The sequence below is a fragment of the Paenirhodobacter hankyongi genome, assembly GCF_003664585.1.
Taxonomy (GTDB): Bacteria; Pseudomonadota; Alphaproteobacteria; order Rhodobacterales; family Rhodobacteraceae; genus Rhodobacter; species Rhodobacter hankyongi.
This window is the reverse complement of the sequence record NZ_RCHI01000015.1, coordinates 60,179-86,635: the sequence shown is the minus strand read 5'-3', so window position 1 is coordinate 86,635 and position 26,457 is coordinate 60,179. Positions and strand designations below refer to the sequence as shown.

24 protein-coding genes and 1 other RNA gene are annotated in these 26,457 nt (G+C 69.4%); 13 read left to right on the top strand and 12 right to left on the bottom strand.

Annotated elements, in window-relative coordinates:
* Positions 1 to 285 precede the first annotated feature (285 nt).
* From DYS74_RS14520 to DYS74_RS14490, 7 genes are all read left to right on the top strand, one after another.
* Complete coding sequence (locus DYS74_RS14520) at positions 286 to 1,845, top strand: 2-isopropylmalate synthase (protein WP_121534422.1); 1,560 nt, start codon at positions 286 to 288, stop codon at positions 1,843 to 1,845.
* A 322-nt stretch (positions 1,846 to 2,167) separates the two neighbouring features.
* On the top strand, positions 2,168 to 3,205 hold the full coding sequence (locus DYS74_RS14515; RefSeq protein WP_113900799.1) for a rod shape-determining protein: 1,038 nt from the start codon (positions 2,168 to 2,170) through the stop codon (positions 3,203 to 3,205).
* A gap of 43 nt (positions 3,206 to 3,248) precedes the next feature.
* Entirely contained in the window at positions 3,249 to 4,145 is an 897-nt protein-coding gene (gene mreC, locus DYS74_RS14510) for a rod shape-determining protein MreC (protein ID WP_121534406.1), read from the top strand.
* Entirely contained in the window at positions 4,138 to 4,677 is a 540-nt protein-coding gene (locus DYS74_RS14505) for a rod shape-determining protein MreD (RefSeq protein WP_121534405.1), read from the top strand. Before mreC ends, DYS74_RS14505 begins: the two co-directional genes overlap by 8 nt.
* A gap of 22 nt (positions 4,678 to 4,699) precedes the next feature.
* Positions 4,700 to 6,646 (top strand): penicillin-binding protein 2, encoded by a 1,947-nt coding sequence (mrdA, locus tag DYS74_RS14500; protein WP_121534404.1) that lies wholly within the window; start codon positions 4,700 to 4,702, stop codon positions 6,644 to 6,646.
* A 9-nt stretch (positions 6,647 to 6,655) separates the two neighbouring features.
* Positions 6,656 to 7,795, top strand: a complete 1,140-nt coding sequence (gene rodA, locus DYS74_RS14495; RefSeq protein ID WP_121534403.1) for a rod shape-determining protein RodA — start codon at positions 6,656 to 6,658, stop codon at positions 7,793 to 7,795.
* Positions 7,795 to 8,730: a 2-hydroxyacid dehydrogenase gene (locus tag DYS74_RS14490; protein ID WP_121534402.1), complete on the top strand. Its 936-nt coding sequence runs from the start codon at positions 7,795 to 7,797 to the stop codon at positions 8,728 to 8,730. Before rodA ends, DYS74_RS14490 begins: the two co-directional genes overlap by 1 nt.
* Before the next feature lie 3 nt (positions 8,731 to 8,733).
* Here DYS74_RS14490 and DYS74_RS14485 read toward each other — a convergent pair whose 3' ends face one another.
* From DYS74_RS14485 to gatC, 11 genes are all read right to left on the bottom strand, one after another.
* Positions 8,734 to 9,801, bottom strand: a complete 1,068-nt coding sequence (locus DYS74_RS14485) for a DUF1513 domain-containing protein (RefSeq protein ID WP_121534401.1) — start codon at positions 9,799 to 9,801, stop codon at positions 8,734 to 8,736.
* 13 nt (positions 9,802 to 9,814) lie between these two features.
* Positions 9,815 to 10,825, bottom strand: a complete 1,011-nt coding sequence (locus DYS74_RS14480) for an imelysin family protein (protein ID WP_121534400.1) — start codon at positions 10,823 to 10,825, stop codon at positions 9,815 to 9,817.
* Entirely contained in the window at positions 10,825 to 12,261 is a 1,437-nt protein-coding gene (locus DYS74_RS14475; protein WP_121534399.1) for a di-heme oxidoredictase family protein, read from the bottom strand. The genes DYS74_RS14480 and DYS74_RS14475 overlap by 1 nt, the downstream gene beginning before the upstream one ends.
* Before the next feature lie 25 nt (positions 12,262 to 12,286).
* Positions 12,287 to 13,555, bottom strand: coding sequence for an imelysin family protein (locus tag DYS74_RS14470; RefSeq protein ID WP_121534398.1), 1,269 nt, complete (start codon positions 13,553 to 13,555; stop codon positions 12,287 to 12,289).
* Positions 13,556 to 14,419: 864 nt separating this feature from the next.
* Positions 14,420 to 14,587: a 50S ribosomal protein L33 gene (rpmG, locus tag DYS74_RS14460; RefSeq protein ID WP_011750518.1), complete on the bottom strand. Its 168-nt coding sequence runs from the start codon at positions 14,585 to 14,587 to the stop codon at positions 14,420 to 14,422.
* A gap of 128 nt (positions 14,588 to 14,715) precedes the next feature.
* Positions 14,716 to 15,426 carry a DUF533 domain-containing protein gene (locus DYS74_RS14455; protein ID WP_121534396.1) on the bottom strand — a complete coding sequence of 237 codons (711 nt, stop codon included), beginning with the start codon at positions 15,424 to 15,426 and terminating at the stop codon, positions 14,716 to 14,718.
* Between the two features lie 134 nt (positions 15,427 to 15,560).
* Positions 15,561 to 15,970, bottom strand: an RNA gene (rnpB, locus tag DYS74_RS14450) — RNase P RNA component class A.
* 190 nt (positions 15,971 to 16,160) lie between these two features.
* Positions 16,161 to 16,838 (bottom strand): N-acetylmuramoyl-L-alanine amidase, encoded by a 678-nt coding sequence (locus tag DYS74_RS14445; RefSeq protein WP_121534395.1) that lies wholly within the window; start codon positions 16,836 to 16,838, stop codon positions 16,161 to 16,163.
* A 4-nt stretch (positions 16,839 to 16,842) separates the two neighbouring features.
* Complete coding sequence (locus tag DYS74_RS14440) at positions 16,843 to 17,526, bottom strand: hypothetical protein (protein WP_121534394.1); 684 nt, start codon at positions 17,524 to 17,526, stop codon at positions 16,843 to 16,845.
* 12 nt (positions 17,527 to 17,538) lie between these two features.
* On the bottom strand, positions 17,539 to 19,017 hold the full coding sequence (gatA, locus tag DYS74_RS14435; RefSeq protein ID WP_121534393.1) for an Asp-tRNA(Asn)/Glu-tRNA(Gln) amidotransferase subunit GatA: 1,479 nt from the start codon (positions 19,015 to 19,017) through the stop codon (positions 17,539 to 17,541).
* A complete protein-coding gene (gene gatC / locus DYS74_RS14430) occupies positions 19,014 to 19,301 on the bottom strand; it encodes an Asp-tRNA(Asn)/Glu-tRNA(Gln) amidotransferase subunit GatC (protein WP_121534392.1) in 288 nt (95 codons plus the stop codon). The genes gatA and gatC overlap by 4 nt, the downstream gene beginning before the upstream one ends.
* 115 nt (positions 19,302 to 19,416) lie before the next feature.
* On the opposite strand from gatC, the gene DYS74_RS14425 reads away from it, so the two are divergent.
* A complete protein-coding gene (locus DYS74_RS14425) occupies positions 19,417 to 20,109 on the top strand; it encodes a metal-dependent hydrolase (RefSeq protein ID WP_121534391.1) in 693 nt (230 codons plus the stop codon).
* A 158-nt stretch (positions 20,110 to 20,267) separates the two neighbouring features.
* Here DYS74_RS14425 and DYS74_RS14420 read toward each other — a convergent pair whose 3' ends face one another.
* Complete coding sequence (locus DYS74_RS14420; protein WP_121534390.1) at positions 20,268 to 21,647, bottom strand: L-serine ammonia-lyase; 1,380 nt, start codon at positions 21,645 to 21,647, stop codon at positions 20,268 to 20,270.
* A 172-nt stretch (positions 21,648 to 21,819) separates the two neighbouring features.
* Between DYS74_RS14420 and rpiA the strand changes: the two genes are divergently transcribed.
* The 5 genes from rpiA to DYS74_RS14395 all read left to right on the top strand — a co-directional run bounded on the left by rpiA (position 21,820) and on the right by DYS74_RS14395 (position 26,440).
* Positions 21,820 to 22,605 (top strand): ribose-5-phosphate isomerase RpiA, encoded by a 786-nt coding sequence (rpiA, locus tag DYS74_RS14415; RefSeq protein ID WP_121534389.1) that lies wholly within the window; start codon positions 21,820 to 21,822, stop codon positions 22,603 to 22,605.
* A gap of 180 nt (positions 22,606 to 22,785) precedes the next feature.
* Complete coding sequence (gene gorA, locus DYS74_RS14410; RefSeq protein WP_121534388.1) at positions 22,786 to 24,141, top strand: glutathione-disulfide reductase; 1,356 nt, start codon at positions 22,786 to 22,788, stop codon at positions 24,139 to 24,141.
* 54 nt (positions 24,142 to 24,195) lie between these two features.
* Positions 24,196 to 25,326 (top strand): FtsH protease activity modulator HflK, encoded by a 1,131-nt coding sequence (gene hflK / locus DYS74_RS14405; RefSeq protein WP_121534387.1) that lies wholly within the window; start codon positions 24,196 to 24,198, stop codon positions 25,324 to 25,326.
* On the top strand, positions 25,326 to 26,246 hold the full coding sequence (hflC, locus tag DYS74_RS14400) for a protease modulator HflC (protein WP_121534386.1): 921 nt from the start codon (positions 25,326 to 25,328) through the stop codon (positions 26,244 to 26,246). The genes hflK and hflC overlap by 1 nt, the downstream gene beginning before the upstream one ends.
* Positions 26,246 to 26,440: a DUF2065 domain-containing protein gene (locus tag DYS74_RS14395; protein WP_121534385.1), complete on the top strand. Its 195-nt coding sequence runs from the start codon at positions 26,246 to 26,248 to the stop codon at positions 26,438 to 26,440. Before hflC ends, DYS74_RS14395 begins: the two co-directional genes overlap by 1 nt.
* Positions 26,441 to 26,457: the final 17 nt, after the last annotated feature.

The window sequence follows — 26,457 nt, the reverse complement described above, 5'->3', positions numbered from 1 at the left end:
GCATCCCCGCACCGCATGCAGATTCCGCTTTTCAAACGCGACCGGGCCGGTATAGTCGCGGCCATGACACGGATGCTGAACATTTCGACGAACCGTCCCGGGGCCTTCGCCTCCGGCCTGTCCGTCCGTGGTCTCCTTCTTCTTAGCAGCCTCTGAGCGTGCCTTCGGGCGCGACCGCTCAGGGGTATCCAGCGCCCGACCTGCCCGAAGCCCAAGCGAGCGCTGGCCTTCGGGTTTCCCTGACGCTAAGGAAGACCCCGAGGAGACATTTCCATGGCTGCGAACATGACCGACAAATCCCGTGTCCTGATTTTCGACACCACCCTGCGTGACGGCGAACAGTCGCCCGGCGCGACGATGACCCATGACGAGAAGCTGGAGATTGCCCAGCTGCTCGACGAGATGGGCGTCGACATCATCGAGGCCGGCTTCCCGATCGCCTCGGAAGGCGATTTCGAGGCGGTGTCCGACATCGCGAAGAACGCCAGGAACTCGGTGATCTGCGGCCTCGCCCGCGCAAATTACAAGGACATCGACCGCTGCTGGGAGGCGGTGAAACACGCGCCGCGCGCCCGCATCCACACCTTCATCGGCACCTCGCCGAGCCACCGCGGCATCACCAACCTCGATCAGGACCAGATGATCGAGCGCATCGCCGACACCGTGAACCACGCCCGCAACCTGTGCGAGGACGTGCAATGGTCGGCGATGGACGCGATCCGCACCGAGCGCGATTATCTGTGCCGCGTGGTCGAGACCGCGATCAAGGCCGGCGCCACGACGATCAACATTCCCGATACCGTCGGCTACACCCTGCCGCAGGAATCGGCCGAGATCATCGCGATGCTGCTCGAGAAGGTGCCGGGCGCCGACGAGATCATCTTCGCCACCCATTGCCACAACGACCTCGGCATGGCGACGGCGAATGCGCTCGCCGCCGTCGCCGCGGGCGCGCGCCAGATCGAGTGCACGATCAACGGGCTCGGTGAACGCGCTGGCAACACCGCGCTCGAGGAGGTGGTGATGGCGATGAAGGTGCGTCGGGATCTGATGCCCTACAGCACCGGCATCGACACCACCAAGATCATGAACCTGTCGCGCCGCGTCAGCCAGGTCTCGGGCTTCCCGGTGCAGTTCAACAAGGCGATCGTCGGCAAGAACGCCTTCCTGCACGAGTCGGGCATCCACCAGGACGGCGTGCTGAAGAACGTCGAGACTTTCGAGATCATGAAGCCGGCCGATATCGGCATCACCGAGACCAACATCGCCATGGGCAAGCATTCGGGCCGCGCCGCGCTGCGCTCGAAGCTGAAGGATCTGGGCTTCGACATGGCCGAGAACCAGCTCAACGATGTCTTCGTGCGGTTCAAGGCGCTCGCCGACCGCAAGAAGGAGATCTACGACGAAGACCTGATCGCGCTGATGTCGGACAGCGCCGCCAACACCGAGAACGACTATCTGCAGGTGAAATGGCTGCGCGTGGTCTGCGGTTCGGACGGTCAGGAGGCCGAGCTGAAGATGCTGGTCGACGGCGTCGAGAAAACCGCGACCTGCGCCGGCGACGGCCCGGTTGACGCCTGCTTCAAGGCGGTGAAGGCGATCTACCCGACCAAGGCGAAGCTGAAGGTCTATCAGGTGCAGGCGGTGACCCAGGGCACCGACGCGCAGGCGACGGTGAGCGTGCGGATGGAAGAGGACGGGCGCATTGTCACCGGCTCGGCCGCCGACACCGACACCATCCTCGCCTCGGTCAAGGCCTATGTCGGGGCGCTGAACCGGCTGCGCGTGCGCAGCCAGAAGACCGCGCCCGACGCCGACATGAAGACGGTCAGCTACAAGCTCTGAGCGGGCCGCGACAGGGATCGGGGGCGCCGGCATCGTCCGGCGCCCCTTTCCATCCCGCGCAAGCCCGGCAGAGCCGATTTTCCACCGCAAAATCACACGATTTCGTGAGAAGTTGCGGATTGAACATTTCGAACCCTGATGCGGCCGCCTGGCCGGATCCGATGTTCGATTTCTGCAATTCACCCTCCCCCGGCCGGCGGAATGCCGCGGCTGTGACCGGGGCGTGAGGGGAATCCGCTTCCGCATTTTCGAGGCTTTGCCTATATGGGCGGAAACCGTACTCGGGGGCGAGTCGCGGGCTGTCACTCATTGGGAAGCGGAAATGGCGGGACTGGGCGGGATTTTTTCCTCGGACATGGCGATTGACCTCGGCACGGCGAACACGCTGGTCTACGTCAAGGGCAAGGGCATCGTGCTGAACGAGCCCTCGGTGGTCGCCTATCACGTCAAGGACGGCAAGAAGCAGGTCCTCGCCGTCGGCGAGGATGCCAAGCTGATGCTGGGCCGCACCCCCGGCTCGATCGAGGCGATCCGCCCGATGCGCGACGGCGTCATCGCCGATTTCGACAGCGCCGAGGAGATGATCAAGCACTTCATCCGCAAGGTGCACAAGCGCTCGACGCTGTCGAAGCCGAAGATCATCGTCTGTGTGCCGCATGGCGCGACCCCGGTCGAGAAGCGTGCGATCCGGCAGTCGGTGCTGTCGGCGGGCGCGCGTCGCGCCGGCCTCATCGCCGAACCGATCGCCGCGGCGATCGGCGCCGGCATGCCGATCACCGATCCCACCGGCTCGATGGTGGTCGACATCGGCGGCGGCACCACCGAGGTGGCCGTGCTGTCGCTTGGCGACATCGTCTATGCGCGCTCGGTCCGCGTCGGCGGTGACCGCATGGACGAGGCGGTGATCTCCTACCTGCGGCGCAACATGAACCTGCTCGTCGGCGAAAGCACGGCGGAGCGGATCAAGACCACGATCGGCACCGCGCGCATGCCCGACGACGGCCGCGGCGCGAGCCTGCTGGTGCGCGGGCGCGACCTGCTGAACGGCGTGCCGAAGGAAGTCGAAGTCAATCAGGCGCAGATCGCCGAGGCGCTGTCGGAACCCGTGCAGCAGATCTGCGACGCGGTGATGCAGGCGCTCGAGGCGACCCCGCCCGATCTGGCCGCCGACATCGTCGACCGTGGCGTGATGCTGACCGGCGGCGGCGCGCTGCTGGGCGAGCTGGACCTGAGCCTGCGCGAACAGACCGGGCTGTCGATCTCGATCGCCGACCAGTCGCTGAACTGCGTGGCGCTCGGCACCGGCAAGGCGCTCGAATACGAAAAGCAGCTGCGCCACGTGATCGACTACGACAGCTGAGGCCGGCCCCTGACGGGCGTCGGGGCTGCAACCGGAGGCAGACGTGGCGAAAGACCGCGACGAAGATTACGCAGGGCCGCTGCGTCGGATCGCCATCGCGATTCTGGCGCTGGTTCTGGCCGTCAGCTTTCTGGCCTGGCGCATCGACAGCCCGCGGGTCGAGCGCTTCCGCTCGGCCTTCATCGACCGCTTCGTGCCGACCTTCGACTGGGCGATGGTGCCGGTGACGAAATTCCTCGGCATGGTCGAGGGCTTCCAGTCCTATGTCCGGATCTACGAACAGAACCAGGAGCTGCGGCGCGAGCTGCAGCAGATGAAGGCCTGGAAGGAAGCGGCGGTGCAGCTCGAGCAGCAGAACGCCAAGCTTCTGGCGCAGAACCAGGTGCGCCTTGACCCCAAGCTGACCTCGGTCTCGGGCGTGGTGCTCGCCGACAGCGGCTCGCCGTTCCGGCAGTCGGTGCTGCTCAACGTCGGCTCGCGCGACGGCATCGTCGACGGCTGGGCGACGATGGACGGGCTCGGCCTTGTCGGGCGGATCTCGGGCGTCGGTCACACCACCAGCCGCGTCGTGCTGCTGACCGACAGCTCGAGCCGCGTGCCCGTCACCATCCAGCCCTCGGGGCAGAAGGCGATCCTGAGCGGCGACAACACCGCCTTTCCGCTGATCGACTTCCTCGAGAATGCCGATGCGGTGCGGCCGGGCGACCGGGTCGTGTCCTCGGGCGATGGCGGGGTGTTCCCGGCCGGGCTTCTGGTCGGACAGGTGCTGCAGGGCCAGGACCGGCGGCTGCGGGTGCGGCTGTCAGCCGATTACGAACGGCTCGATTTCCTGCGCGTGCTGCGCTCGCACCCGGCCGAGCAGCTGAAGGACGCGGGCCCCCTGATCCCGCCGCCACCGCAGGAGCTCGAGGAGGAGGCAAAGGGGGGCAAGGATGGTTGACCCGCTCACCACGCGCCGGCTTGCGCATCGCGCGCTCTACGTGGCGCTGGCGGCGGTGATCCTGTTCCTGCGCCTGCTGCCGGTGAACCCGATGGCGCATGGCATCCCCGGGCCCGACCTGATGCTCGCCTTCACCCTTGCCTGGGTGCTGCGCCGGCCCGATTTCGTCCCCGCGCTGCTAATCGTCGCCGTGGCCTTCGTCGAGGATCTGATGTTCTGGCGCCCGATCGGGCTGTGGCCGCTGATCCTGCTCGCCGGCACCGAGTTCCTGCGCGCGCGCCAGTCCGCGGCCCGCGGCATGCCCTTCGTGCTCGAGATGCTGCTGGTCAGCGGCGTGATGCTGGCCATGCTGCTCGCCAACCGGCTGGTGCTGGCGCTGGCGATGGTCGATCAGCCGCCGCTCGGGCTTGAACTTCTGCGTTACCTGATGACGCTTCTCGCCTATCCTTTCGTCGTCGCGCTGTCGCGTCTGGCCTTCGGGTTGCGCCGCGCCGCGCCCGGCGAGGTCGACGCCTTCGGGCACCCGCTGTGAGCCGCGCGGACAGGAGGCCGGCATGAAGAAGACCGAAAAGAACGTCCGCGCAAGCCGCTCGTCGATCACCCGGCGCGGGCTGATGCTGGGCGTGGCGCAGGCGGGCATCATCGGCGTGCTGGCGATGCGGATGCGCAAGATGCAGCTCGAGCAGGCCGACGACTATCGGCTTCTGGCCGAGGGCAACTCTGTCAAGATCCGGCTCATCCCGCCCGCCCGCGGGCTGATCTATGACCGCAATGGCGTGCTGCTGGCCGGCAACGAACAGAATTACCGCGTCACCATCACCCGCGAGGATGCGGGCGATGTCGATACCGTTCTGGCCGATCTGCGCCGGCTGATCCCGGTCAGCGACGGCGACGCGGCCGATGTGATGACCGAGATCCGCCGCCAGCCGCCGCATGCGCCGGTGACGGTCGCCGACCGGCTGAGCTGGGAGGAATTCTCCCGCGTCGCGGTGAACGCTCCGGCGCTCCCCGGCGTCTCGCCCGAGGTCGGGCTGTCGCGCAACTATCCGCATGGCATCGATTTCGCCCATGTTCTGGGCTATGTCGGCCCGGTCTCGGATTACGACCTCAGCCAGATCGAGAACCCCGATCCGCTGCTGCGCATCCCGAAGTTCCAGATCGGCAAGACCGGGGTCGAGGCAAAGATGGAGGACGTGCTGCGCGGCCGCTCGGGCCAGCGCCGGGTCGAGGTGAACTCGGCCGGGCGCGAGATGCGCGAGCTCGGCCGCAAGGAAGGCGAGCCCGGTGTGAACCTGCAGCTCACCCTCGACACCCGGTTGCAGAACTTCGCCCATGAACGGCTGAAGGGCGAAAGCGCCGCCGCGGTGGTGATGGACGTGACGAATGGCGACATCCTCGCCATCACCTCGGTTCCCTCCTTCGATCCGAACCTCTTCGTGCGCGGCATCTCCTCGACCGACTATCGCGCGCTGATGGAGGACGACCACCGGCCGCTCGCCGACAAGTCGGTGCAGGGGCTTTACCCGCCGGGCTCGACCTACAAGATCGTCACCGCGCTTGCGGCGCTCGAGGCGGGCGTGATCGGCCCCGAGGACACGGTGCGCTGCCCGGGCTATATCGAGGTCGGCGGCCGGCGCTTCCACTGCTGGAAGCATTCTGGCCATGGCCGGGTGAACGTGATCCAGAGCCTCGAGCAGAGCTGCGACGTCTTCTATTACGAGGTCGCGCAGCGGGTCGGCATCGACAAGATCTCGGAGATGGCCAGGCGCATGGGCGTTGGCGTGCGCCACGACCTGCCGATGTCGGCCGTGGCCGAGGGGGTCGCCCCCACCAAGGCCTGGAAGCAGGAGCGCTACGGCAAGGACTGGCGCATCGGCGACACGATCAACTCCTCGATCGGGCAGGGCTATGTGCTCGCCTCGCCGCTGCAGCTTGCGGTGATGGTGTCGCGGCTCGCCTCGGGCAAGGCGGTCAAGCCGCGGCTGATCCGCTCGATGGACGGGGTCGAGGTGCCGGTGCCCGAGACCGAGCCGCTCGGCCTGCAAGAGGCCTGGCTCGACCACGTGCGCAAGGGCATGATCGCGGTGGTGAATGGCACCCACGGCACCGCCGGCAAGGCGAAGATCGTGCTGTCGGAATGGAAGATGGCCGGCAAGACCGGCACCAGCCAGGTGCGCAACATCTCGGCCGCAGAGCGTGCGCGCGGCGTGATCTCGAACAACCAGCTGCCCTGGAACCGGCGCGACCACGCGCTGTTCGTCTGCTTCGCCCCGGCCGACACCCCGAAATACGCCGTCAGCCTGATCGTCGAGCACGGCTCGGGCGGCTCGACCACCGCCGCGCCGATCGCCCGCGACATCCTCCTGTTCGCGCTGAACGACGGGCTGCCGCCGCTCGAGGCCTATCCGTCGAGCCAGCGCAAGGAAGTCCAAAGCCGCTTCGACGCGCTCGACCTCGTCGATCCGGAGACGATCGGCGCCGGCGCCAAGAGCCGGGCCTGAGGAGGCGCCATGAGCTATCTCGAAAGCAATCTGAAGACCGTGCCCACCGGGCTGCGCAAGGTGCTTTACCTGAACTATCCGCTGATCATCCTGCTGACCGCGGTGTCCTGCGCGGGCTTCCTGATGCTCTATTCCGTCGCCGGCGGCGACCTGACCACCTGGGCCGAGCCACAGATGAAGCGCTTCGCCTTCGGGATGCTTGCCATGCTGGTGGTCGGATTCACGCCGATCTGGTTCTGGCGCAACATCTCGGGCGTCGCCTATCTGGTCGCGCTGCTGCTGCTCGTCGCGGTCGACCTCTTCGGCGCGATCGGCATGGGCGCACAGCGCTGGCTGGAGCTTGGCCCGATCCGGCTGCAACCCTCCGAGCTGATGAAGATCGCCATGGTGATGCTGCTCGCCGCCTATTACGACTGGCTGCCGGTCGAAAAGGTGTCGCGCCCGCTTTGGGTGCTGGTGCCGGTGGTGATCATCCTTGCCCCGGTCGGGCTCGTGCTCGAACAGCCCGACCTCGGCACCGCGGTGATGCTGGTGCTGGGCGGCGGCTTCGTGATGTTCGCGGCCGGCGTCAGCCTGTGGTATTTCGGCACGGTGATCGCCCTCGTCGTCGCCCTCGTCTTCGGCGTGCTCGAAAGCCGTGGCACCGACTGGCAGCTGCTGCACGACTATCAGTTCAAGCGCATCGACACCTTCCTTGACCCGACCGAGGACCCGCTCGGCGCGGGCTACAACATCACCCAGGCACAGATCGCGCTCGGCTCGGGCGGATGGGCGGGACGCGGCTTCATGCAGGGCACGCAGTCGCGGCTGAACTTCCTGCCCGAGAAGCACACCGACTTCATCTTCACCACGCTGGCCGAGGAGTTCGGCTTCGTCGGCGCCTTCGGCCTCTTGATGCTCTATGCCGCGATCATCGGTTTCAGCATCTATTCCGCGCTGATCAACAAGGACCGGTTCTCGAGCCTGCTGACACTGGGCGTTGCCGGCACCTTCTTCTTCTTCTTCGCGATCAACATGGCGATGGTGATGGGGCTGATGCCGGTCGTCGGCGTGCCCTTGCCGCTCGTCAGCTACGGGGGAACACAGATGATGATCCTGCTCAGCGCCTTTGGCCTTGTCCAAAGCGCCAACGTGCACCGGCCGCGCTGATGGTCGTTGCGCTTTATGCCGGGGCCGTCGCGACGGCCGATGTCTGGATGCCGGCGCTGGCCAAGGCCTTTGCCGAGGCGGGACTGGCGGTCGATCTGGTGCGGCCGGGCGATGTGGCGCCCGAGGCGGTCGAGTACATCGTCTATGCCCCCTCCGGCCCGGTCACCGACTTCTCCCCCTACACCCGGGCGAAGGCCGTCCTTGGCCTCTGGGCCGGGGTCGAGCGGGTGGTGGGCAACCCGACGCTGACCCAGCCCCTGTGCCGGATGGTCGACGAGGGGCTCGAACGCGGCATGGTCGAATGGGTGGCGGGACAGGTGCTGCGCGCCCATCTCGGGCTTGACCGTTTCATCGGCCGGCATGAGCCGCATTGGGAGCAGGTGGCGCCGCCGCTCGCGCCCGAGCGCTCGGTCGTGGTGCTGGGCCTTGGCGCGCTTGGGGCGGCGGCGGTGCGGATGCTGGTCACGCTCGGCTTCCGGGTGACGGGCTGGAGCCGCTCGCCGAAGGCGATCGACGGGGCGACCTGTCTCAGCGGCGCCGAGGGGCTCGAGGCCGCGCTGGCCCGCGCCGAGATCCTGGTGACGATCCTGCCGAACACGCCCGAGACGACGGGTCTGCTGAATGCCCGCACGCTCGCCCTGCTGCCGCGTGGCGCGGTGATCCTGAACCCGGGCCGGGGCAACCTGATCGACGACGAGGCGCTTCTGGCGGCGCTGGATGCGGGTCAGGTGGCGCAGGCGACGCTCGATGTCTTCCGCACCGAGCCGCTGCCCGCCGATCACCCCTATTGGCGCCACCCGCGGGTGACGGTCAGCCCCCATGTCGCGGCCGAAACCCGCCCGGCCTCGGCCGCGAAGGTGATCGCCGAGAACCTCCGCCGCGGCGAGGCGGGCGAGCCCTTCCTGCACCGCGTCGACCGCGCCCGCGGCTACTGAGGTTTACAGCGCGATCAGGTGGTTGTCCCAGGCGAGCGGCGCGGTGCCGAGCGGCTCGAGCACGCCCGCCTGCACCCGCATCACCGCCCCCTGCCCGTCCGTCGCGACAAAGCCGCCCGCGGCGCAGGGGCCAAGGCCGCAGACATCGGCGCGCGCCACCGACCACAGCGGTGCGCCCTCGACCGAATAGGCCTCGATCCGGCCGCCACGGGGCGAGGTGATCGCCACCTCGCCACCGCCCGGCGCAAAGGCGACCGAGCCGGCATAGCCCTTCATCGCGAACATCTCGCTGTCCTTCGGTTCGGCCAGCACCACCGCCCCGCCGCGCCGGTGCAGGCCCAGAAGCGGCACCGGCTCGGCCAGATCGCCCTGCCATTGCATGGCGAAGGCGACGAGCCCGTCCGATTTCAGCGCCAGATGGCGGATCGAGTTCTGCGCCATCTCGGGCAGCTCGACGACCTCGAGCACCGCGCCCTCTGGGCTGAGATAGCTCAGGTTCGGGCGCATGCGGTCGAGGTTCAGCGGCGTGCGGTCCGAAGGATCGGTCTCGATCCCGCCGTTCGCGATCACCAGATCGTCCGAGCCCGGCAGGCGGCGGATCTCGTGCGGGCCGATGCCGTTCGAGGCGAACTCGCCCACCCGCCTGTAGCCGCGCGCTGCGTCCCAGATCCCGATCCGGCCGGCCGAGCCCTCGGCCACCACTTCGGACGTGTAGAGCACCGCGCCATCGAGCGAATAGGCGCCGTGGCCGTTGAACTGCCGGCCCTCGGGCGGGGTCAGCCGCGCCGTGGTGGCGCCGGTGACGCAATCGATCACCAGCGCGAAGGTGCCCGGGCGGCGGGCGAAGGCCACGGCCTCGGGCCGGGTCGGATGGGCGGTCGCGGCATGCCCGCGCGCCGGCATCGGCTGCGAGAAGAGCCGCGCGCCGGTGGCCGACAGACCATAGAGCGCATGCGCGCCCGAGGGCTCCTGCGCGGCGGCCAGATAGGCAGGGCTGCCCGCATCGGCCCAGCTCAGCCGCGGCACGGCGGTCGCGGCAGCCAGCGAGGCAAGGAAAGCGCGGCGTTTCATCGGATGTCCCTTCTCAGTCGCCATCGGCGGAGTTGAAGCCCGAGCGCACCCCAAGAAGCGCGCCGATCTCGGTCTCGGCCGTCTCGCGCGTGGCCTTGATCGCCTGTTGCAGGATCTCGACCTTCAGCCGCCTGCCGGGATCGGCGACGCCCGCGAAGACCGAATCGTCCAGCTTCGCCGCCAGCGTCTCGGCGCGGTCGAAGGCCGCCTCGGTAGCTGGGATCGGACCGAGGCCCTGCACCAGCGCCCCGGCATAGGCCCGCAGCGCCTTCAGCGACAGCGCCACATCGCGCAGCGAGCGGCCCGAGGCGCGGGCCTCGGCGCGTTCGGGGCGCGGGTGGTCAAAGCTGCCCAGCGGCCGGCCGATGCGGGTGTCGGCGTTGAATTCGAGCCCGGCGATCAGCTGGGTGAAGAGCGCCTGCCGCGCCTCGGCCGCGCTCAGATAGGTGGTGTTGCCCGGGGCGCCCGCGCTCAGCACGGTTTCGGCAAAGCCATCCTTCCAGCCCGCCTCGATCGTCTGCGCCATGCGGGCAAGGTCGGTGGCTAGCGCCCGGCGCAGATCGCAGGCATAGGCGGGATTGGTGTCAGAAGCGGGGCCATAAAGCAGCCGCTCGAGCCCGAAGAGCCCGCGCGCCGCGACCGAGAGCTGCGCCGCCCCCTCGGGGGTGACCAGCGCCGGGTCGGCGCCTTGCAGCATCGCCTCGGTCTGCCGGCCGCCGATGTTCTTCGGATCGGGCCAGAATGCGATGGCAAGCGCGCGGCCGTCTTCCTCGGCCGGGCCGATGTGGACATGCTGCACGCCCAGCCAGGCGTCGAAGGCGGCGTTCCAGGGCGCGCGCAGTGCCTCGGGCGTGCAATCGGTCGCCGCCGTGGTGGCGAGGTCCTGCGTCGCGCGGGCAAAGCCCGCATAGCCCGGCAGGATCACCTTGGCGACGGTCTCGGGCACATCGGCACGTGCGGGCGCCGCAAGGGCCAGCGCGACAGCCGCCGGGGCAAGGACAAGGGAAAGGGCAGTGCGGCGCATCAGAGGCTCTCCAGATAGAGGATCAGGGCGGCGCGGTCGGCGGGCGGCATCGCCACCACGCGCGCCTGCGCGGCAGCGGCTTCCCCACCATGCCACAACACCGCCTCGAGGGGCGAGCGGGCGCGGCCATCGTGCAGGAAGCTGGTGCGCCCGGTGGTGCCGATCCCCCAAAGCGGCGCGGTGCGCCACTCTGCGCCGGTGGCCACGCCCTCGGGCAGGGTCGCGGCCAGATCCGGCCCCATGTCATGGAGCAGGAAATCCGAAAATGGCCAGATCAGCTGAAAGCTGCGGGCGGGGTCGGCGGCGGTGCGGACGGTGACGAATTTCGGCCGGTGGCAGGCCGGGCAGCCCGCGGCGGCGAAGACCGCCTTGCCGGCCAGAACCTCGGGCGCGGCGACATCCCTGCGCCCGGGCAGCGCAAGGGCCGCGACGTAATCGGCAACCGCGGTCAGCGCCTCGCCGCCCACTTCGCGCCCGTCGCGCAGCCCCGCATCCTCGCCCGAGGGCAGCGCACGGCAGGCCGTCTGCGCCGCGGTGCAATCGCCCCAGGGGTCGGGGACAAGCGTGGTCGACAGCCCCATGTCGGTCGAGAACGCGCCGGCCACCATGTCGGCAAGCGTTGCGGCCCCCGCCTTGTGGCCATAGCGCCCGAGCCGCACACCGCCTGCGGACGCCGAGGGCACCTCGGCCACCCGGCCAGAGATGCCGTCGCCGTCGGCGTCGTCGGGGTCGGCGCCCGCCCGGATCGCGGCCTCGGGGATCGCCTCGATCAGGCCCAGCCCGTAAAGCGCCGGCGGCATCCGCAGCGATGTGCGCGTGGCGGGGGCGAGCGCCGGGGTGACGCGCGGCACCGGGCGGCGCAGATGCGCGACCTCGCCGCCCGAGAGCGGCAGCTCGACCGCATGCCAGTCGATCGCCAGCTGGCCCTCGGCCGCAAGCCCGGTGACAGCGAAATCCTGCAGCTGCCGGCCAAGGCCGGGATCCGGGGCAACGGGATGCCAGCCGGCGATGCCGGGCGCCACCCCGCCCCCTTCCGCACCGGGCCGGCCGAGCTTCAGCACCGGCGCACGGCCGCGCCCGCCCGTCTCGTGACAGCCCGCGCAGGCGCGCGCGTTGTAAAGCGGGCCAAGCCCGTCCGAGGCCCGCGTCGCCGTCGGCGCCGGCACCCAGAGCTTTTCGAAGACCGCCTCGCCCAGCGTCGCCTGCATCCGCGCCTCGGGCGAGAGATTGGGCAGCAAGGCCCCGGGCGCGCGGCCGATCGCGGTGGCGGCGCCCAGCGGGCGCGCCTCGAAGGGCTCGGGCGCGGCGAAGTCGGCAGCCGGCGCCACCACCGCGGCGACGCGCGCCGCGTCCGGGCCATAGGCCGACGCCAGATCCCCCGCCACGGCAGGCGCGGCGAGGGCAAGGCTGGTCAGAAGGACGGGCAGACGGATCATCGCGACGGGGCCGAGGCCCCGGACCTCACTGGAAGACCGCCGAGGGGTTGTCGAGGCTGTCCGAGCCCTCGACCGAGATCGAGGTGCCGAGCACCGCCACCGCACGCTCGATCTCGCGGGTCTGGGTGACCAGCGCCTCGACGACGCCGGTGATGAGCGCCGCGCCCTTGTCATTGCCCATGGCAAGCATCTGGTCGAAGGCCATGCCACCCTCGGCCGCGGCCTTCATCTCGGTCAGCTTGCCGACCGTCGCGTCGAGATCGGCACGCAGCTGGGTATCGACGCCCGCGTCCTTCGCCTTGACGAGATCGCTCACCGAGGGGCCCGAGACCACCGCGCCGTCGACCCGCACGTAATGGCCGGTATAGACGTTGCGGATGCCGATGCCGTCGTAATAGTGGCTCAGATGGGTCATGTCCGAGAAGCAGTCATGCTCTTCCTCGGGATCGTGCAGCATCAGGCCGAGCTTGATCCGCTCGCCCGCGAGCTCGCCATAGGAGAGCGAGCCAAGCCCGGTCAGGATCGCCGAGATGCCCTTGGCCGGGTCGGCCTCGAGCACCTTGCGCGCCTCGCCATCCGCAGTCCAGTTCCCCGCCATCTCGGTCAGGTCACTCACCAGAAGCGCGGTCGCGGCCTTCAGATAGGCGCCGCGGCGGTCGCAATTGCCATGGGTGCAGCCGTCGCCCTGCAGGTAGTCGGTATAGGGCCGCGCGCCCGCGCCGGGGCCGGTGCCGTTCAGGTCCTGCCCCCAGAGCAGGAACTCGATGGCGTGATAGCCGGTCGCCACATTCGCCTCGATCCCCTCGGCCTCGTGCAGGGTCTCGAGCAGCGCCGGGGTGATCTCGGTCGCGTCGACCTCGGCGCCGCCGATCGTCAGCTTCGGATTGGCGATGACATTGGCAAGGGCGAGGTCGTTCTCCTCGTTCACCGCCGCCGAGTCGGGGTCGACATAGTCGATCAGCCCCTCGTCGAGCGGCCAGGCGTTCACCTTGCCCTCCCAGTCGTCGACGATCGGGTTGCCGAAGCGGAAGGCCTCGGTCTGCTGATAGGGCACGCGCGCCGCGACCCAGGCAGCCTTGGCCGCGGCCAGCGTCGCCTCGGAGGGCGCCGCGATCAGCGCGTCGACGGCCTTTTGCAGCCCCTGCGCGGTCGCGAGGCTGTCGGCATAGCCCGCCTCGGCCAGATCGGCATAGGTCGAGATCACCGCCGCCTCGGTCGGCGCGCCAGCCAGCGCCGGAGCGGCAAGAACGGGAACAAGGGCCGTGGTGGCCAGCGCCATCAGGGTCGGTTTCATCGCAAGGTCCTTTCGTGTCGTCTCGGCCGGCAGGCGGCGCGGTCGGCCAATAGCTGACTTGTTTTGTCTGCTTTGTAAACCTGATTTTTTAAATCGGGTATTTTCTTAACCTCCCGGCAAGGGCCGGGGCGCAGGATAGGGGCCCGTTCCCGCGAGCCCGCCGATGATTCCCCCGTCGCTCCTGCCCGCCCTGCCCCGCCTGCCGCTGCCCGAAGGGGCGGCACAGCCGGGCACATCCAACAGCCCCACCCCCGCTGGCTCCGGCCCGCCACAGCCGCCACCGGCCGGTTTCTCCGCGGCTCTGCCGCTGCCCGCAACCGCCCCGCCCCCTGACGAACCGCCTGCCGCGGGCCATGAGCCGCTGCGCCCCGCCCTGAGCGGGGGCGAGACCACCGCCGCGCCGCCGGCGCAGCCCGCCCCCCTGCCCGCGCCCGCACCGCCGGCACAGACGCTCGTCGCGCAGATGCTGATCGCGCAGATGGCGGCCGAGCCCCCCGCGCCCGGACGGCCGGCCGCCTCCCCGGCGGCACGCAGCGAGGAACACCCCGCCTTCCCGCAGCCCGGAGCGGCGCCACAGAGCGATCTTCGCAACGAGGCGGCGCAGCCCCTCCCGCCCCCGGCCGGCGCCCCCACGCCCCGCGCAGAACCTCGGGGCGCACGTCCGCGCGCCGAGCCCCCGCCGCCGGACCCGCGCCTGCTGCCCGTCCCGGTGGCCCCGATGCAAGCAGCCCTGCCGCCGGCCACGCTCTGGGTCGCGGCCGCAGCAGTTTTCGCCGCGCTCGTCCTGCTCGCGGCACTGGTGGGCTGAAACGGAAAAAGCCGCGCACGGGGCGCGGCTTTCCGATAGGGCAGGTCGGGAAGATCTTACTTGATCTTGCCTTCCTTGTACTCGACATGCTTGCGGACGACCGGATCGTATTTGTTCACGGTCATCTTTTCGGTCATGGTGCGGGCATTCTTCTTGGTCACGTAGAAGTGCCCGGTGCCCGCCGTCGAGTTCAGACGGATCTTGATCGTCGTCGGCTTCGCCATTTTCGTTCTCCTGCAGTCGGGAGCCGTCCTGAACCGACCGCGCCCGCGAATTCCTTTGAGGCCTGCCTTTTACCGAGGCGCCCCCGGGAGTCAACAGGCAAAGCGGCGGGGACGCAAAATATTCGCCCTCACGGCGCGGGCTTGCCCATCGTGTTGTGGATTTCCAGCACCTTCGACGCCTCGAGCCCGAGCGCCGCGGCGAGATTCGCGATGAATTGCTTCTCGGCCGGCGTGTCGACGGTGATCGCCATCAGCGCAGCGGAATAGACCTGCGCCTTGGCGTGCGCCCCGACCTCGGAGGCGAGCGCGGCGACGTCGACCGGCGCATCGAGCGCGGCATTGACGAAGGCAAGCTCCTCGTCCGAGGCATCGCCCAGATGATCCATGATCTTCGCCCGCTCCTCGGCGTCGATCTCGCCATCGGCCTTCGCCGCCTGGATCATCGCGCGGATCATCAGCTTGGCGTTCTCTTCCATCAGCGCATGCGCCGGGGTGGCGGCACTCACCGCCTGCAGCATGTCGCCCACGCCCTTCGCTCCGCTCGCCGCGGCCGCGCTCATCGCGCCGAGCAGGCTGTCGAGCCCGGCCTCGGTCGCCTCGGTGGTCGAGACCGCCTGCGCGCTCATCTTCGAGACAAGGTCGCGCATCGCCTGGCCGCCGCCGGGCACGCCCATCTTCTCGGCGAATTCGCCCATCTTGTCGGCCACACCGCCGGGCTCGGCAGCACCGCGCAGCGCCTCCTTCATGCCCGCGACGCCGCCCATCTTGCGGAAGGTGTCGACGCCGCGCGCCGCGGCAAAGCCCACGGCCAGCGTCGCCAGAGTTTTCACGAAGCTCATTCGTCCTCTCCTCTCCTGATTGCGCCCATGCTGCGCCGGAAGCGGCCGGACGCCAATGGTTTTCTCGCCTCGGGGCGGGGTCCCTCCAGAAGGTCGGGCCCCGGGCCGGGCCGATCAAGGGGGAGAGCGGAAATTTGCGCGGATGGCCTGTAAGCCGGATTCTGTCCGGGGTTGCCCCCTGGATGACCATTCCTCTGGGTCTGCGCTCGCGCGCAGCCTCAAGCCGCCAACCCGGACCGCTCGGGGCGAAGCTCCCCTGCCGGGCCCCGTTGCCGGGGCGCGCGGCGCGCGATCCCTATTCGGCGTTGCTCCCGGTGGGGCTTGCCGTGCCGGTCCTGTTGCCAGTCCCGCGGTGGGCTCTTACCCCACCGTTTCACCCTTGCCGCAGCGGACTGCGGCGGTCTCTTCTCTGTGGCGCTTTCCCTGGGGTTGCCCCCGCCGGGCGTTACCCGGCACCGTTGCTTCATGGAGTCCGGACTTTCCTCGGCCCCCCAGCTGTCCGCGAAACGGAGCTATGGGGCGCCGCGGTCATCCGGCCATCCGCGCTCGGGCGGCATAGGCTGCCCGCGCGCGCGCGTCAAGCCGGTGCGAAGGGGGCGCTGCCCCCTCTTGGCCTGCGGCCAATTCACCCCCGGGATAATTCGGGCAATTGGAAGAGACAGACCCCGGGCTTTCTCCTTGCCGGAAAGACCTCGGGGGTGAGGCCGAAGGCCGAGGGGGCAGCGCCCCCTGCCTCAGGCGCTGCGCCAGCTGCCGCCATCCGCGCCGAAGCGCGCGGCGAGATCGGCCACAAGCGCCATGTCGATGCCATCGAGCGGCCCGTCGTGGCGCGGCCGGAAGCGCAGCCGGAAGGCCGCAAGCAGCACCGCGGGCGGCGCCTCGGGATAGCCGAAGGCGCGGGCGAGCGCGGTGAAGGCCTCGTGCGAGGGCGCAATCTGCGGGACGGGGGCGGGCCAGACCGCCAGCCCGCCGCGCGCAAGGCGGCGCCAGTCGAAGCGCGGGCCGGGGTCGATCTTGCGGTCGGGGGCCATGTCGGAATGGCCGATCACCGCCTCGGGGCCGATCCCCCAGCGGGCCATGATGGCGCCGAGAAGCGTCTCGAGCGCCGCCATCTGCGGCTCGGGGAAGGGCCGGTCGCCGGGATTGGCCAGCTCGATCCCGATCGAGCGGGAATTGACGTCGTCGCGCCCCTGCCAGCTGCCGACGCCCGCGTGCCAGGCGCGCGCCGCCTCGGGCACCAGCGCCTCGGCCCCGCCGTCCTCGGCCACCAGCCAATGCGCCGAGACCTCGGCCGCCGGATCGCACAGCCGCGCGCGCGCCGCAGCACAGCTTTGCATGCCGGTGTAATGGATCACGATCAGCTCGGGGCGCGCCCCCCCGCGCCGCTCGCCGAAATTGGGCGAGGGCAACACGGGGCTACTGCCGCGCCGCCTGGAACGGGCGCGGATCCCAGCCGCAGGCAAAGCCGTCGCCATCCGGGTCGAGGTTGAGCGGGTCCTTCTGCGGCCCGCCCTTCTTCAGGAAGGCCATCTGCGCCAGATCGGGCGAGATGTATTTCGCACAGGCCTTTTCCGACGAGCTCAACCGGATCCCGCCGCGCGGCCAGACCGACTGACCGGGCGCATTGGTCGCCGAGAGCGCATAGGCGGCCAGGTTCGGGCCGGCGCCCCCCGTCGTCGGCACCGCGGCCTGCGACATCGCGTTGAGCGGGGCGCCGACGCCGCCGGTGGCGGCGGCCGGCGCCGAGCTCTCGGCCGGGCCGCTGTCGCCCGCGGGCGCGGTGGCGCGCAGGGCGGCCAGCGTGTCCGCCCCGATCGAGCCGGTGCCGCCGGTCGCGGTCGCATCGGCGCCGGTCGCCCCCTGCGCCGCCATGCCGGCGGCCGAGGTCACCGGCGTCGCACCATAGCCCGAGGCGCCATAGCCGCCATCCGCCGGCGTGGCAGACGACGCCTGCGCGCCCGAGCCCTTCAGCTGGCTCTCGCGCTGGTGCAGATAGTCTTCATAGGTGCCGAAACCGACCCCGCCTGCCGAATTCGGCACATCGGGCTGGCAGCCCGCCAGCAGCATTCCGGCCAGAACGAGCAGCGGCGCCTTGCGCATCGGTCTCTCCTCTTACCACCACTTCGACGGTTTGTGAGTGAACCCTGCCGCGCGCTCCAAGACAAGAGCATGATTGAGCAGATCGCCCTCGCCCCAGGGCCGGCCGATCAGTTGCAGCCCCATCGGCAGCCCCTTGGCGTCGAGTCCGACCGGCACCGAGATCCCCGGCAGGCCGGCCAGGTTCACCGTCACGGTGAAGACGTCGTTGAGATACATCTCGACCGGCGAGGCATCGGCCATCTCGCCGAGCCCAAAGGCCGAGGACGGCGTTGCCGGCGTCAGGATTGCGTCGACACCGGCCGCGAAGACCTGCTCGAAGTCGCGCTTGATCAGCGCGCGGACCCGGCGGGCGCGGTTGTAATAGGCGTCGTAGAAGCCCGCTGACAGCACATAGGTGCCGATCATGATGCGGCGTTGCACCTCGGGGCCGAAGCCCTCGGCGCGGGTCTTCTCGTACATCTCGACGATGCCGTCGCCGGCACCGAGCTTGGCGCGATAGCCATAGCGCACACCGTCATAGCGCGCGAGGTTCGACGAGGCCTCGGCCGGGGCGATCACGTAATAGGCGGGCAGCGCGTATTTCGTGTGCGGCAGCGAGATATCGACGATCTCGGCGCCCGCGTCGCGCAGCATCGCGGTGCCCTCGTCCCAGAGCTTGCCGATCTCCTCGGGCATGCCCTCGATCCGGTATTCGCGCGGAATGCCGATCTTCTTGCCGCGGATGTCGCCGGTCAGCGCCGCCTCGAAATCGGGCACCGGGATCTCGGCCGAGGTCGAATCCTTCGGGTCGACCGAAGCCATCGCCTGCAGCATGATCGCCGCATCGCGCACGGTCTTGGTCATCGGCCCGGCCTGATCGAGGCTCGAGGCGAAGGCGACGACGCCCCAGCGGCTCACGCGGCCATAGGTCGGCTTGATGCCGACGATGCCGGTGAAGGCGGCCGGCTGGCGGATCGAGCCGCCGGTGTCGGTGCCGGTCGCGGCAAGGCACAGATCGGCGGCAACGGCCGCGGCCGACCCGCCCGAGGAGCCGCCCGGCGTCAGCTGCCGGTCGTCGATCTTCCAGGGGTTCACCGCGGGGCCATAGCAGGCGGTCTCGGTCGAGGAGCCCATGGCGAACTCGTCCATCGACACCTTGCCCAGCATCACCGCGCCGGCATCCCACAGGTTCTGGGTGACGGTCGATTCATACTCGGGCTTGAAGCCCGCGAGAATGCGCGAGGCGGCCTGGGTGGCGACGCCCCTGGTGCAGAAGAGATCCTTGATGCCCAGCGGAATGCCGCACATGCCGGGCGCATCGCCCGCCTTGATCCGCGCATCCGCGGCCTTCGCCTGCGCCAGCGCGATCTCGGGGGTCTTGGCGCACCAGGCGTTCAGAGCATCGGCGCCGTCGATCGCGGCAAGGCAGCTTTCGGTGATCTCGACCGAGGTGACCTCGCCCTTGCGCAGCGCGTCGCGGGCGGCGGAAATCGTCAGCTGGTTCAGGCTCATTCGACCACCTTCGGCACGGCAAAGAAGCCCTCGCGGGCATCGGGGGCGTTTTTCAGGATCTTCTCGGCATAGCCACCGTCGGTGACCACGTCCTCGCGGCGCTTGAGCCGCATCGGCGTGACCGAGGTCATCGGCTCGATGCCCTCGACGTCGACCTCGTTCAGCTGTTCCATGAAGGTCAGGATGCCGCTCAGATCCTGCGCGAGCTTGGGCAGGTTTTCCTCGGCCACGGCAATGCGCGCCAGATGCGCCACCTTGCGGGCGGTATCGATGTCGATGGACATGAAACTCTCCGATTGTCTTGGCCCGGGTTTAGCGCCCATGCGCCCGGGCTGCAAGCGTGGCTTCCCTTCGCCGCCGGGCGCGCTAGACTCGGGCGGAACCGATGGAGGTGTCCCGATGAAACTGACCTGGCTTGGCCATTCCGGCTTCCGCATGGAGATCGAGAAGGCGGTGATCCTGATCGACCCCTGGATCACCGGCAACCCGATGTTCCCCGCCGCCCGCCGCGCCGAGGCGATCGCCGGGGCGACGCATATCCTGCTCACCCACGGCCACGGCGATCATTCGGCCGACACGCTGGCGATTGCGAAGGAGCTGAACATCCCCGTCGTCGGGATCTACGACACCGTCGCCTGGTGGCAGGAACGCGAGGGGATCGAGGGCATCGGCTTCAACAAGGGCGGCACGGTCAACCTGGGCGGCGCGCATGTGACGATGGTGCCCGCCTCGCATTCCTCGTCGCTGTCCGGGCCGCAGGGGCCGGTCTATGCCGGCACCGAGTCGGGCTACATGATCGCGGGCGAGGGCCATGTCGTTTATGTCTCGGGCGACACCACGATCATGGCCGACATGGAATGGATGGCGGACTACCACCGCCCCGACATCGGCATCCTCTGCGCCGGCGGCCATTTCACCATGGACATGAAGGCCGCCGCCTGGGCCGCGCGGAAATACTTCGACTTCCGCACCGTGATCCCCTGCCACTACCGCACCTTCCCGCTGCTCGAGCAGACCGCCGCGGCGCTGAAGGCCGGGTTGCCGAAGGCCGAGGTGATCGAGCCCGAGGTGATGGAACCGATCCTTCTGTGAGAAAGGGAGGGGGCGCTGCCCCCTCTTGGCTGCGCCAATTCACCCCCGAGGTATTTCCGGCAAGGAGAAAGCGCGAAGGGTCTTCTGCTTCCAATCGCCTCAAAGGTCCCCGGGGGTGAGGGCAAAGCCCCCTGCCCCGGCAGCCACCCGCGCCCCGCTCAGCAGTTCGGCACGTTCACCGCCAGCCCGCCGAGACTTGTCTCCTTGTAATGCTCGTGCATGTCGCGGCCGGTCTGGCGCATCGTCTCGATCGCGGCATCAAGCGGCACCAGATGCGTGCCGTCGCCACGCAGCGCCAGGCTCGCGGCCGAGATCGCCTTGATCGCGCCAAGGCCGTTCCGTTCGATGCAGGGCACCTGCACCAGCCCCTTCACCGGATCGCATGTCATGCCCAGATGATGTTCGAGCGCGATCTCGGCGGCGTTCTCGATCTGCTCGGGGGACCCGCCCAGAACCGCGGCGAGCCCCGCCGCGGCCATCGCGGCGGCCGAGCCGACCTCGGCCTGGCAGCCGCATTCGGCTCCCGAGATCGAGGCATTGGTCTTGATCAGCCCACCCACGGCCGCGGCGGTGAGGAGGAACTCGCCCACCCGCGCCGCGGTGGCGCCCGGCACATGGTCGAGCCAGTAGCGGATCACCGCCGGCACCACGCCCGCCGCGCCGTTCGTCGGCGCCGTGACCACCTGACCGCCCGCGGCGTTCTCCTCGTTCACCGCCATCGCGTAGCACGAGATCCAGTCGTTCACCGTATGCGGCGGGGCAAGGTTCAGGCCGCGCTCGGCGAGCAGCGCCTCGTGGATCGCCTTCGCGCGCCGTTTCACCTTCAGCCCGCCCGGCAGGATCCCCTCGCTCGCCAGCCCGCGCGCGAGGCACTCGGCCATCACCGACCAGATCCGCCCGAGCCCCGCCTCGATCGCCGCCTCGTCACGAAAGCGCCGCTCGTTGCGCCGCTTCATCTGCGCGATCGTCAGCCCCGAGGCGCGCGCCATCGCCAGCATCTCCTCGGCGGTGCGGAAGGGAAAGGGCACGGGCGACGGCTCGGCGAGGGTCTTCGCGTCGACGGCGGCAAGCTCGGCCGCGGTGCGCACGAAGCCGCCCCCGATCGAATAATAGGTCTCCTGCAGCAGCACATCGCCCTCGGCGTCGAGCGCCTCGATCACCATGCCGTTCGCGTGGCCCGAAAGCGCCGGGCCGAAGTCGAAGACCAGATCGCGCTCGGGATCGAAGACCAGCGGCGCAAGGCCCGGCGGGGTCAGCAGATGCGTCGCGCGGTTCGCGGCCAGGGCCGCCTCGGCGGCGTCGGCCGCGTAGCTTTCGGGTTCGAACCCGGCAAGGCCGAGGATCGTGGCGCGGTCGGTGGCGTGCCCCTTGCCGGTGAAGGCAAGCGAGCCGTAGAGCCGCGCGCGCAGCCCCCGCGCCTCGAAGGGCGAGGCGCGCAGCCGGGCCAGAAACCGCGCCCCCGCCACCATCGGCCCCATCGTGTGCGAGGAGGACGGCCCGACCCCGACCTTGAAGATATCGAAAACGCTCAGAAACATCGCCCGGTCTCCCTGTTCGGCGCATCCTGCCACGGGTGGGCGCGGCGGACAGCGGGAAAGCGACACTTTGCGTCGCAAAGGCGCTGTGCCCGCGCCGGCGGGACGATTCGCCCTCGCGCAGGCGGGGGCGCTTGTCTATAAGCGGGCCGAGACGCTTTCAGGAGACCCGCCCATGCCCGCCGAACTCTCCCCGATCGACAAGGCCAAATTCGCCGCCGCCCGCCGTGCCGTCGACTATGTCGAGGACGGGATGAAGGTCGGCCTCGGCACCGGCTCGACCGCGGCCTGGATGGTGCGCTGTCTGGGCGAGATGGTGCGCGAGGACGGGCTCAGGATCACCGGCGTGCCGACCTCGTCGCGCACCGCCGATCTGGCGCGCCAGGTGGGGATCGAGGTGATCGGCCTCGACGAGGCGAAATGGCTCGATCTGACGATCGATGGCGCGGACGAGTTCGACGCCCAGCTCAACCTGATCAAGGGCGGCGGCGGTGCCCTGCTTCAGGAGAAGATCGTCGCCACCGCCTCGGACCAGATGATCGTCATCGCCGATGCGGCGAAGGAAGTGGCGGCCCTTGGCGCCTTCCCGCTGCCGGTCGAGGTGGTGCCCTTCGGCTGGCAGACCACCCGCGCGCTGATCGAGGAGATGCTGATCTCGATGGAGGTGCTGGGCCGGCAGACCACGCTGCGGCTGAACGGCACGCAGCCCTTCGTCACCGACGAGGGCAATTACATCGTCGACCTGCACCTGAACCGCATCGCCAACGCCCGCCAGCTGAGCCTGGTGCTGAACCAGATCCCGGGCGTGGTCGAGAACGGCCTGTTCATCGACATCTGCGACCGCGTCATCATCGGCGGCGCCGATGGCAAGGTCGAGATCCGCGACATCAACGAGGGCACGGTGGCGCATGAGCGCATCGACTTCGCCGACGAGGCCAACATCTTCTCCGACCTCGACTGAGGCACCGCGCCTGAGAGACCCCGAAGAGCGATCCCGGCCCGGCGCATGACGCCGGGCCGTTTTCGTTCCGGCAGACAGCTCCCGACGCCAATCCGCACCCCGCGGCTTGCCCCGCGGGGCCCGCGCCGCTAAGTCCTGTGCAACGGTGCCGCGATGCGGCAGGAAACGGAAGGGCGACAGATGAGCTTCGACTACGACCTCTTCGTGATCGGCGGCGGTTCGGGCGGGGTGCGCGCCGCGCGCATTGCGGCGGCCGAGCATGGCGCGAAGGTGGCGCTTGCCGAGGAATACCGGATGGGCGGCACCTGCGTGATCCGCGGGTGCGTGCCGAAGAAGCTGATGGTCTTTGCCTCGTCGATGCCGACGGCGGTGGAAGAGGCGCGCGCCTATGGCTGGCAGGCCGAGCTCGGCGCCTTCGACTGGACCGGCTTCCGCGCCAGGCTCGATGCCGAGCTCGACCGTCTCGAGGCGATCTATCGCCGCGGCCAGTCGGGCGCCGGCGTCACCGTCTTCGATCAGCGCGCCACCGTCGCCTCGCCCCACGAGGTGCGCCTTGCAGATGGCCAGGTGGTCAGCGCCAAGCACATCCTGATCGCCACCGGCGGCACCCCCTTCGTGCCCGAATTCGACGGCCGCGAACACGTGATGACCTCCAACGAGATCTTCAAGATGGAGGCGCTGCCGAAGCGCATCCTGATCGTCGGCGGCGGCTATATCGCCTGCGAATTCGCCTGCATCCTCGAGGGGCTGGGCACCGGCGTGACGCTGTGGAACCGCTCGCCGCTGCTGCGCGGCTTCGACGCCGAATGCCGCGACCTGATCGTCGAGAAGATGGCGGCGCGCGGCATCGCGATCCACACCGGCCTTGTGGTGCAGCACATCAAGAAGACCGAGGCGGGGCTTGTCGTCACCGCCGGCGACGGCCGCAGCGAGACCTTCGACGCCGTGCTTTACGCCACCGGCCGGGTGCCGAACACCGCGGGGCTGGGTCTGACCGAGGCGGGCGTGACGCTCGCCCCGAACGGCGCCGTGACGGTCGATGCCTGGTCGCAGACCAACGTGCCCTCGATCTATGCCGTGGGCGACGTCACCGACCGCATCGCCCTGACCCCGGTCGCGATCCGCGAGGGCCACGCCTTTGCCGACACCGTCTTCGGCGCCACGCCGCGCCAGGCCGACCACGAGCTTGTCGCCTCGGCCGTCTTCACCCGGCCCGAGTTCGGCACCTGCGGCCTGAGCGAGGAAGCGGCGCGCGAGATCGAGCCGGTCGAGGTCTATGTCTCGGCCTTCCGCCCGATGCGCTCGGCCTTTGCCGGCGGCGACGAGAAGGTGCTGATGAAGCTCGTCGTGTCGAAGGCGACGCGGCGGGTGCTGGGCTGTCATATCGTCGCACCGGAGGCGGGCGAGATGATCCAGCTGGCGGCGATCGCGATGAAGATGGGCGCCACCAAGGAGCAGTTCGACGCGACCTGCGCGGTGCACCCGACGATGGCGGAAGAGCTGGTGACGATGCGCAAGCCCGTCCGGCACGCTTGACATCGACCAATCAGTCCCCACCTCGGACGGGACAACAATGAAAGGCGAGGGAAAATGAGCAACGGAGGTCCCTGGGGGACGGGCGGCGGCAACGGCGACGACCGCGACGACAATCGACGGCCCGGACAGCGGCGGCCAGGCGAGCCGCCCGCGATCCCCGAGATCGAAGATCTCATGAAGAAAGGCTCGGAACACCTGAAGGTGCTGATGGGCGGGCGTGGCGGCTCGGGCGGCGGACGGCCGGGCGGCGGGCTACCCAGGGGGCCGGCGATGACCGGCGGCACGATCGGCCTCGTGGCGCTGGCCGCGGCGGCACTCTGGGCCTGGGGGTCGTTCTACACGGTGCAGCAGAACGAGCGCTCGATCGAGCTGATGTTCGGCAAGTATTACGCGACCGGCAACCCGGGGCTCAATTTCGCGCCCTGGCCGGTGGTGACGGCCGAGGTGATCCCGGTCACCGACGAACGCACCACGGAACTGGGCACCGGGCGCGGCGGTTCGATGGATTCCGGTCTGATGCTGACCCGCGACCAGAACATCGTCGACATCGAGTTCCAGGTGGTCTGGAACATCTCGGACCCGACGAAATACCTGTTCAACCTCGCCGATCCCGAAGACACGATCCGCGCCGTCTCGGAATCCGCGATGCGCGACATCATTGCGCGTTCGGAACTCGCGCCGATCCTGAACCGCGACCGCGGCGCGATCGGGGTCGATCTGCGCGCGGCGGTGCAGGCGACGCTCGACAGCTATGACGTGGGCATCAACATCGTGCGGGTGAACTTCAACCGCGCCGATCCGCCGAAGGAGGTCATCGACAGCTTCCGCGACGTGCAGGCCGCGCAACAGGAGCGCGACAAGCTCGAGAAGGAGGCGGATGCCTATTCGAACAAGGCGACCGCCGGTGCCCGCGGTCAGGCCGCGCAGCTGCAGGAGCAGGCCGAGGCCTATCGTGCCCAGGTGGTGAACGACTCGCAGGGCGAGGCGGCACGCTTCCTCTCGGTCTACGAGGAATACCGCAAGGCGCCCGAGGTGACGAAGCGACGGATGTTCTACGAAACGATGGGCCGCATCCTTGGCGATGTCGACAAGGTGGTGGTCGACGGGCAGTCGGGCGTCCAGCCCTATCTGCCGCTTGACCAGCTTCGCAAGACCACGCCTGCGACGAACGGGGGGGCCAACTGATGCGCGCGCAATTCCTGATCCCGGTGGGGGTGATCGCGATCGCCCTCGGCCTGTCCTCGGTCTACACGGTGGACGAGCGCGAAAAGGCACTGGTGCTGCAGTTCGGCGAGGTGAAGACGGTGCGCACCGAGCCCGGCCTGGGTCTCAAGATCCCGCTGATCCAGCAGGTGGTGAAGTATGACGACCGCATCCTCAGCCTGATGACCCAGCCGCTCGAGGTGACGCCGCTCGACGATCGCCGTCTGGTGGTCGACGCCTTCGCGCGCTGGCGCATCACCAACGCGGTGAAGTTCCGCGAGGCGGTGTCGACCGGCGGCGAGACCTTCGCCAAGAGCCGGCTTGACGGCATCCTGAACAACGCCATCCGCGAGGTCATGGGCTCGGTTCCCTCGACCGCGGTGCTGTCGGACGACCGCACCGCGATGATGAACCAGATCCGCGACATCGCCCGGCGCGAAGCTGCGGCGCTTGGCGTCGACGTGATCGACGTGCGGCTGACCCGTACCGACCTGCCCGACCAGAACCTGGCCGCGACCTATGCCCGGATGCGGGCCGAGCGCGAGCGCGAGGCGGCGGACGAGCGGGCGCGCGGCGGCGAGGCGGCACAGCGCGTGCGGGCGGCGGCCGACCGCACCGTGATCGAGCTGACCTCGGAGGCGCGCAAGCAGGCCGAGATCATCCGCGGCGAGGCCGATGCCGCGCGCAACGCGATCTATGCCGAGGCCTATGGCAAGGACCCGTCCTTCTTCGCCTTCACCCGCTCGCTGCAGTTCTATGCGGAAAGCCTGAAGCCCGGCACCTCGTCTCTGGTGACCGAACCCTCGAGCCTCTACTTCGACTATGACCGCTTCGTCAAAAGCCTGGGTCCGGTCGAGGCGGTGCCGACGGGCGAGAGCCCCGCGCCCACCGCGGGTCAGTGATGGCGATGCTTCTGACGGGCCTCGCGCTCGTCCTGGTGATCGAGGGGCTGGCGCTTGCGCTGGCCCCTTCCCGTATCGAGGAGGTGCTGGCCCTGCTTGCCGCAATGGGGCGCGAGCGACGGCGGCAGCTTGGCCTTGCCGCGATCGCCGCCGGCGTGGTGCTTTTGTGGCTCTTGCGACATTTCAGCCATTGACCCCGGCGCCCGGAGCA

What these genes read in the sequence shown, in the direction of transcription:
- DYS74_RS14520 (WP_121534422.1), top strand. Translation starts at nt 286, where the DNA reads ATGACCGACAAATCCCGTGTCCTGATTTTCGACACCACCCTGCGTGAC.
- DYS74_RS14515 (WP_113900799.1), top strand. Translation starts at nt 2,168, where the DNA reads ATGGCGGGACTGGGCGGGATTTTTTCCTCGGACATGGCGATTGACCTC.
- DYS74_RS14505 (WP_121534405.1), top strand. Translation starts at nt 4,138, where the DNA reads ATGGTTGACCCGCTCACCACGCGCCGGCTTGCGCATCGCGCGCTCTAC.
- mrdA (WP_121534404.1), top strand. Translation starts at nt 4,700, where the DNA reads ATGAAGAAGACCGAAAAGAACGTCCGCGCAAGCCGCTCGTCGATCACC.
- rodA (WP_121534403.1), top strand. Translation starts at nt 6,656, where the DNA reads ATGAGCTATCTCGAAAGCAATCTGAAGACCGTGCCCACCGGGCTGCGC.
- DYS74_RS14490 (WP_121534402.1), top strand. Translation starts at nt 7,795, where the DNA reads ATGGTCGTTGCGCTTTATGCCGGGGCCGTCGCGACGGCCGATGTCTGG.
- DYS74_RS14485 (WP_121534401.1), bottom strand. Translation starts at nt 9,801, where the DNA reads ATGAAACGCCGCGCTTTCCTTGCCTCGCTGGCTGCCGCGACCGCCGTG.
- DYS74_RS14480 (WP_121534400.1), bottom strand. Translation starts at nt 10,825, where the DNA reads ATGCGCCGCACTGCCCTTTCCCTTGTCCTTGCCCCGGCGGCTGTCGCG.
- DYS74_RS14475 (WP_121534399.1), bottom strand. Translation starts at nt 12,261, where the DNA reads ATGATCCGTCTGCCCGTCCTTCTGACCAGCCTTGCCCTCGCCGCGCCT.
- DYS74_RS14470 (WP_121534398.1), bottom strand. Translation starts at nt 13,555, where the DNA reads ATGAAACCGACCCTGATGGCGCTGGCCACCACGGCCCTTGTTCCCGTT.
- rpmG (WP_011750518.1), bottom strand. Translation starts at nt 14,587, where the DNA reads ATGGCGAAGCCGACGACGATCAAGATCCGTCTGAACTCGACGGCGGGC.
- DYS74_RS14455 (WP_121534396.1), bottom strand. Translation starts at nt 15,426, where the DNA reads ATGAGCTTCGTGAAAACTCTGGCGACGCTGGCCGTGGGCTTTGCCGCG.
- DYS74_RS14440 (WP_121534394.1), bottom strand. Translation starts at nt 17,526, where the DNA reads ATGCGCAAGGCGCCGCTGCTCGTTCTGGCCGGAATGCTGCTGGCGGGC.
- gatA (WP_121534393.1), bottom strand. Translation starts at nt 19,017, where the DNA reads ATGAGCCTGAACCAGCTGACGATTTCCGCCGCCCGCGACGCGCTGCGC.
- gatC (WP_121534392.1), bottom strand. Translation starts at nt 19,301, where the DNA reads ATGTCCATCGACATCGATACCGCCCGCAAGGTGGCGCATCTGGCGCGC.
- DYS74_RS14425 (WP_121534391.1), top strand. Translation starts at nt 19,417, where the DNA reads ATGAAACTGACCTGGCTTGGCCATTCCGGCTTCCGCATGGAGATCGAG.
- DYS74_RS14420 (WP_121534390.1), bottom strand. Translation starts at nt 21,647, where the DNA reads ATGTTTCTGAGCGTTTTCGATATCTTCAAGGTCGGGGTCGGGCCGTCC.
- rpiA (WP_121534389.1), top strand. Translation starts at nt 21,820, where the DNA reads ATGCCCGCCGAACTCTCCCCGATCGACAAGGCCAAATTCGCCGCCGCC.
- gorA (WP_121534388.1), top strand. Translation starts at nt 22,786, where the DNA reads ATGAGCTTCGACTACGACCTCTTCGTGATCGGCGGCGGTTCGGGCGGG.
- hflK (WP_121534387.1), top strand. Translation starts at nt 24,196, where the DNA reads ATGAGCAACGGAGGTCCCTGGGGGACGGGCGGCGGCAACGGCGACGAC.
- hflC (WP_121534386.1), top strand. Translation starts at nt 25,326, where the DNA reads ATGCGCGCGCAATTCCTGATCCCGGTGGGGGTGATCGCGATCGCCCTC.
- DYS74_RS14395 (WP_121534385.1), top strand. Translation starts at nt 26,246, where the DNA reads ATGGCGATGCTTCTGACGGGCCTCGCGCTCGTCCTGGTGATCGAGGGG.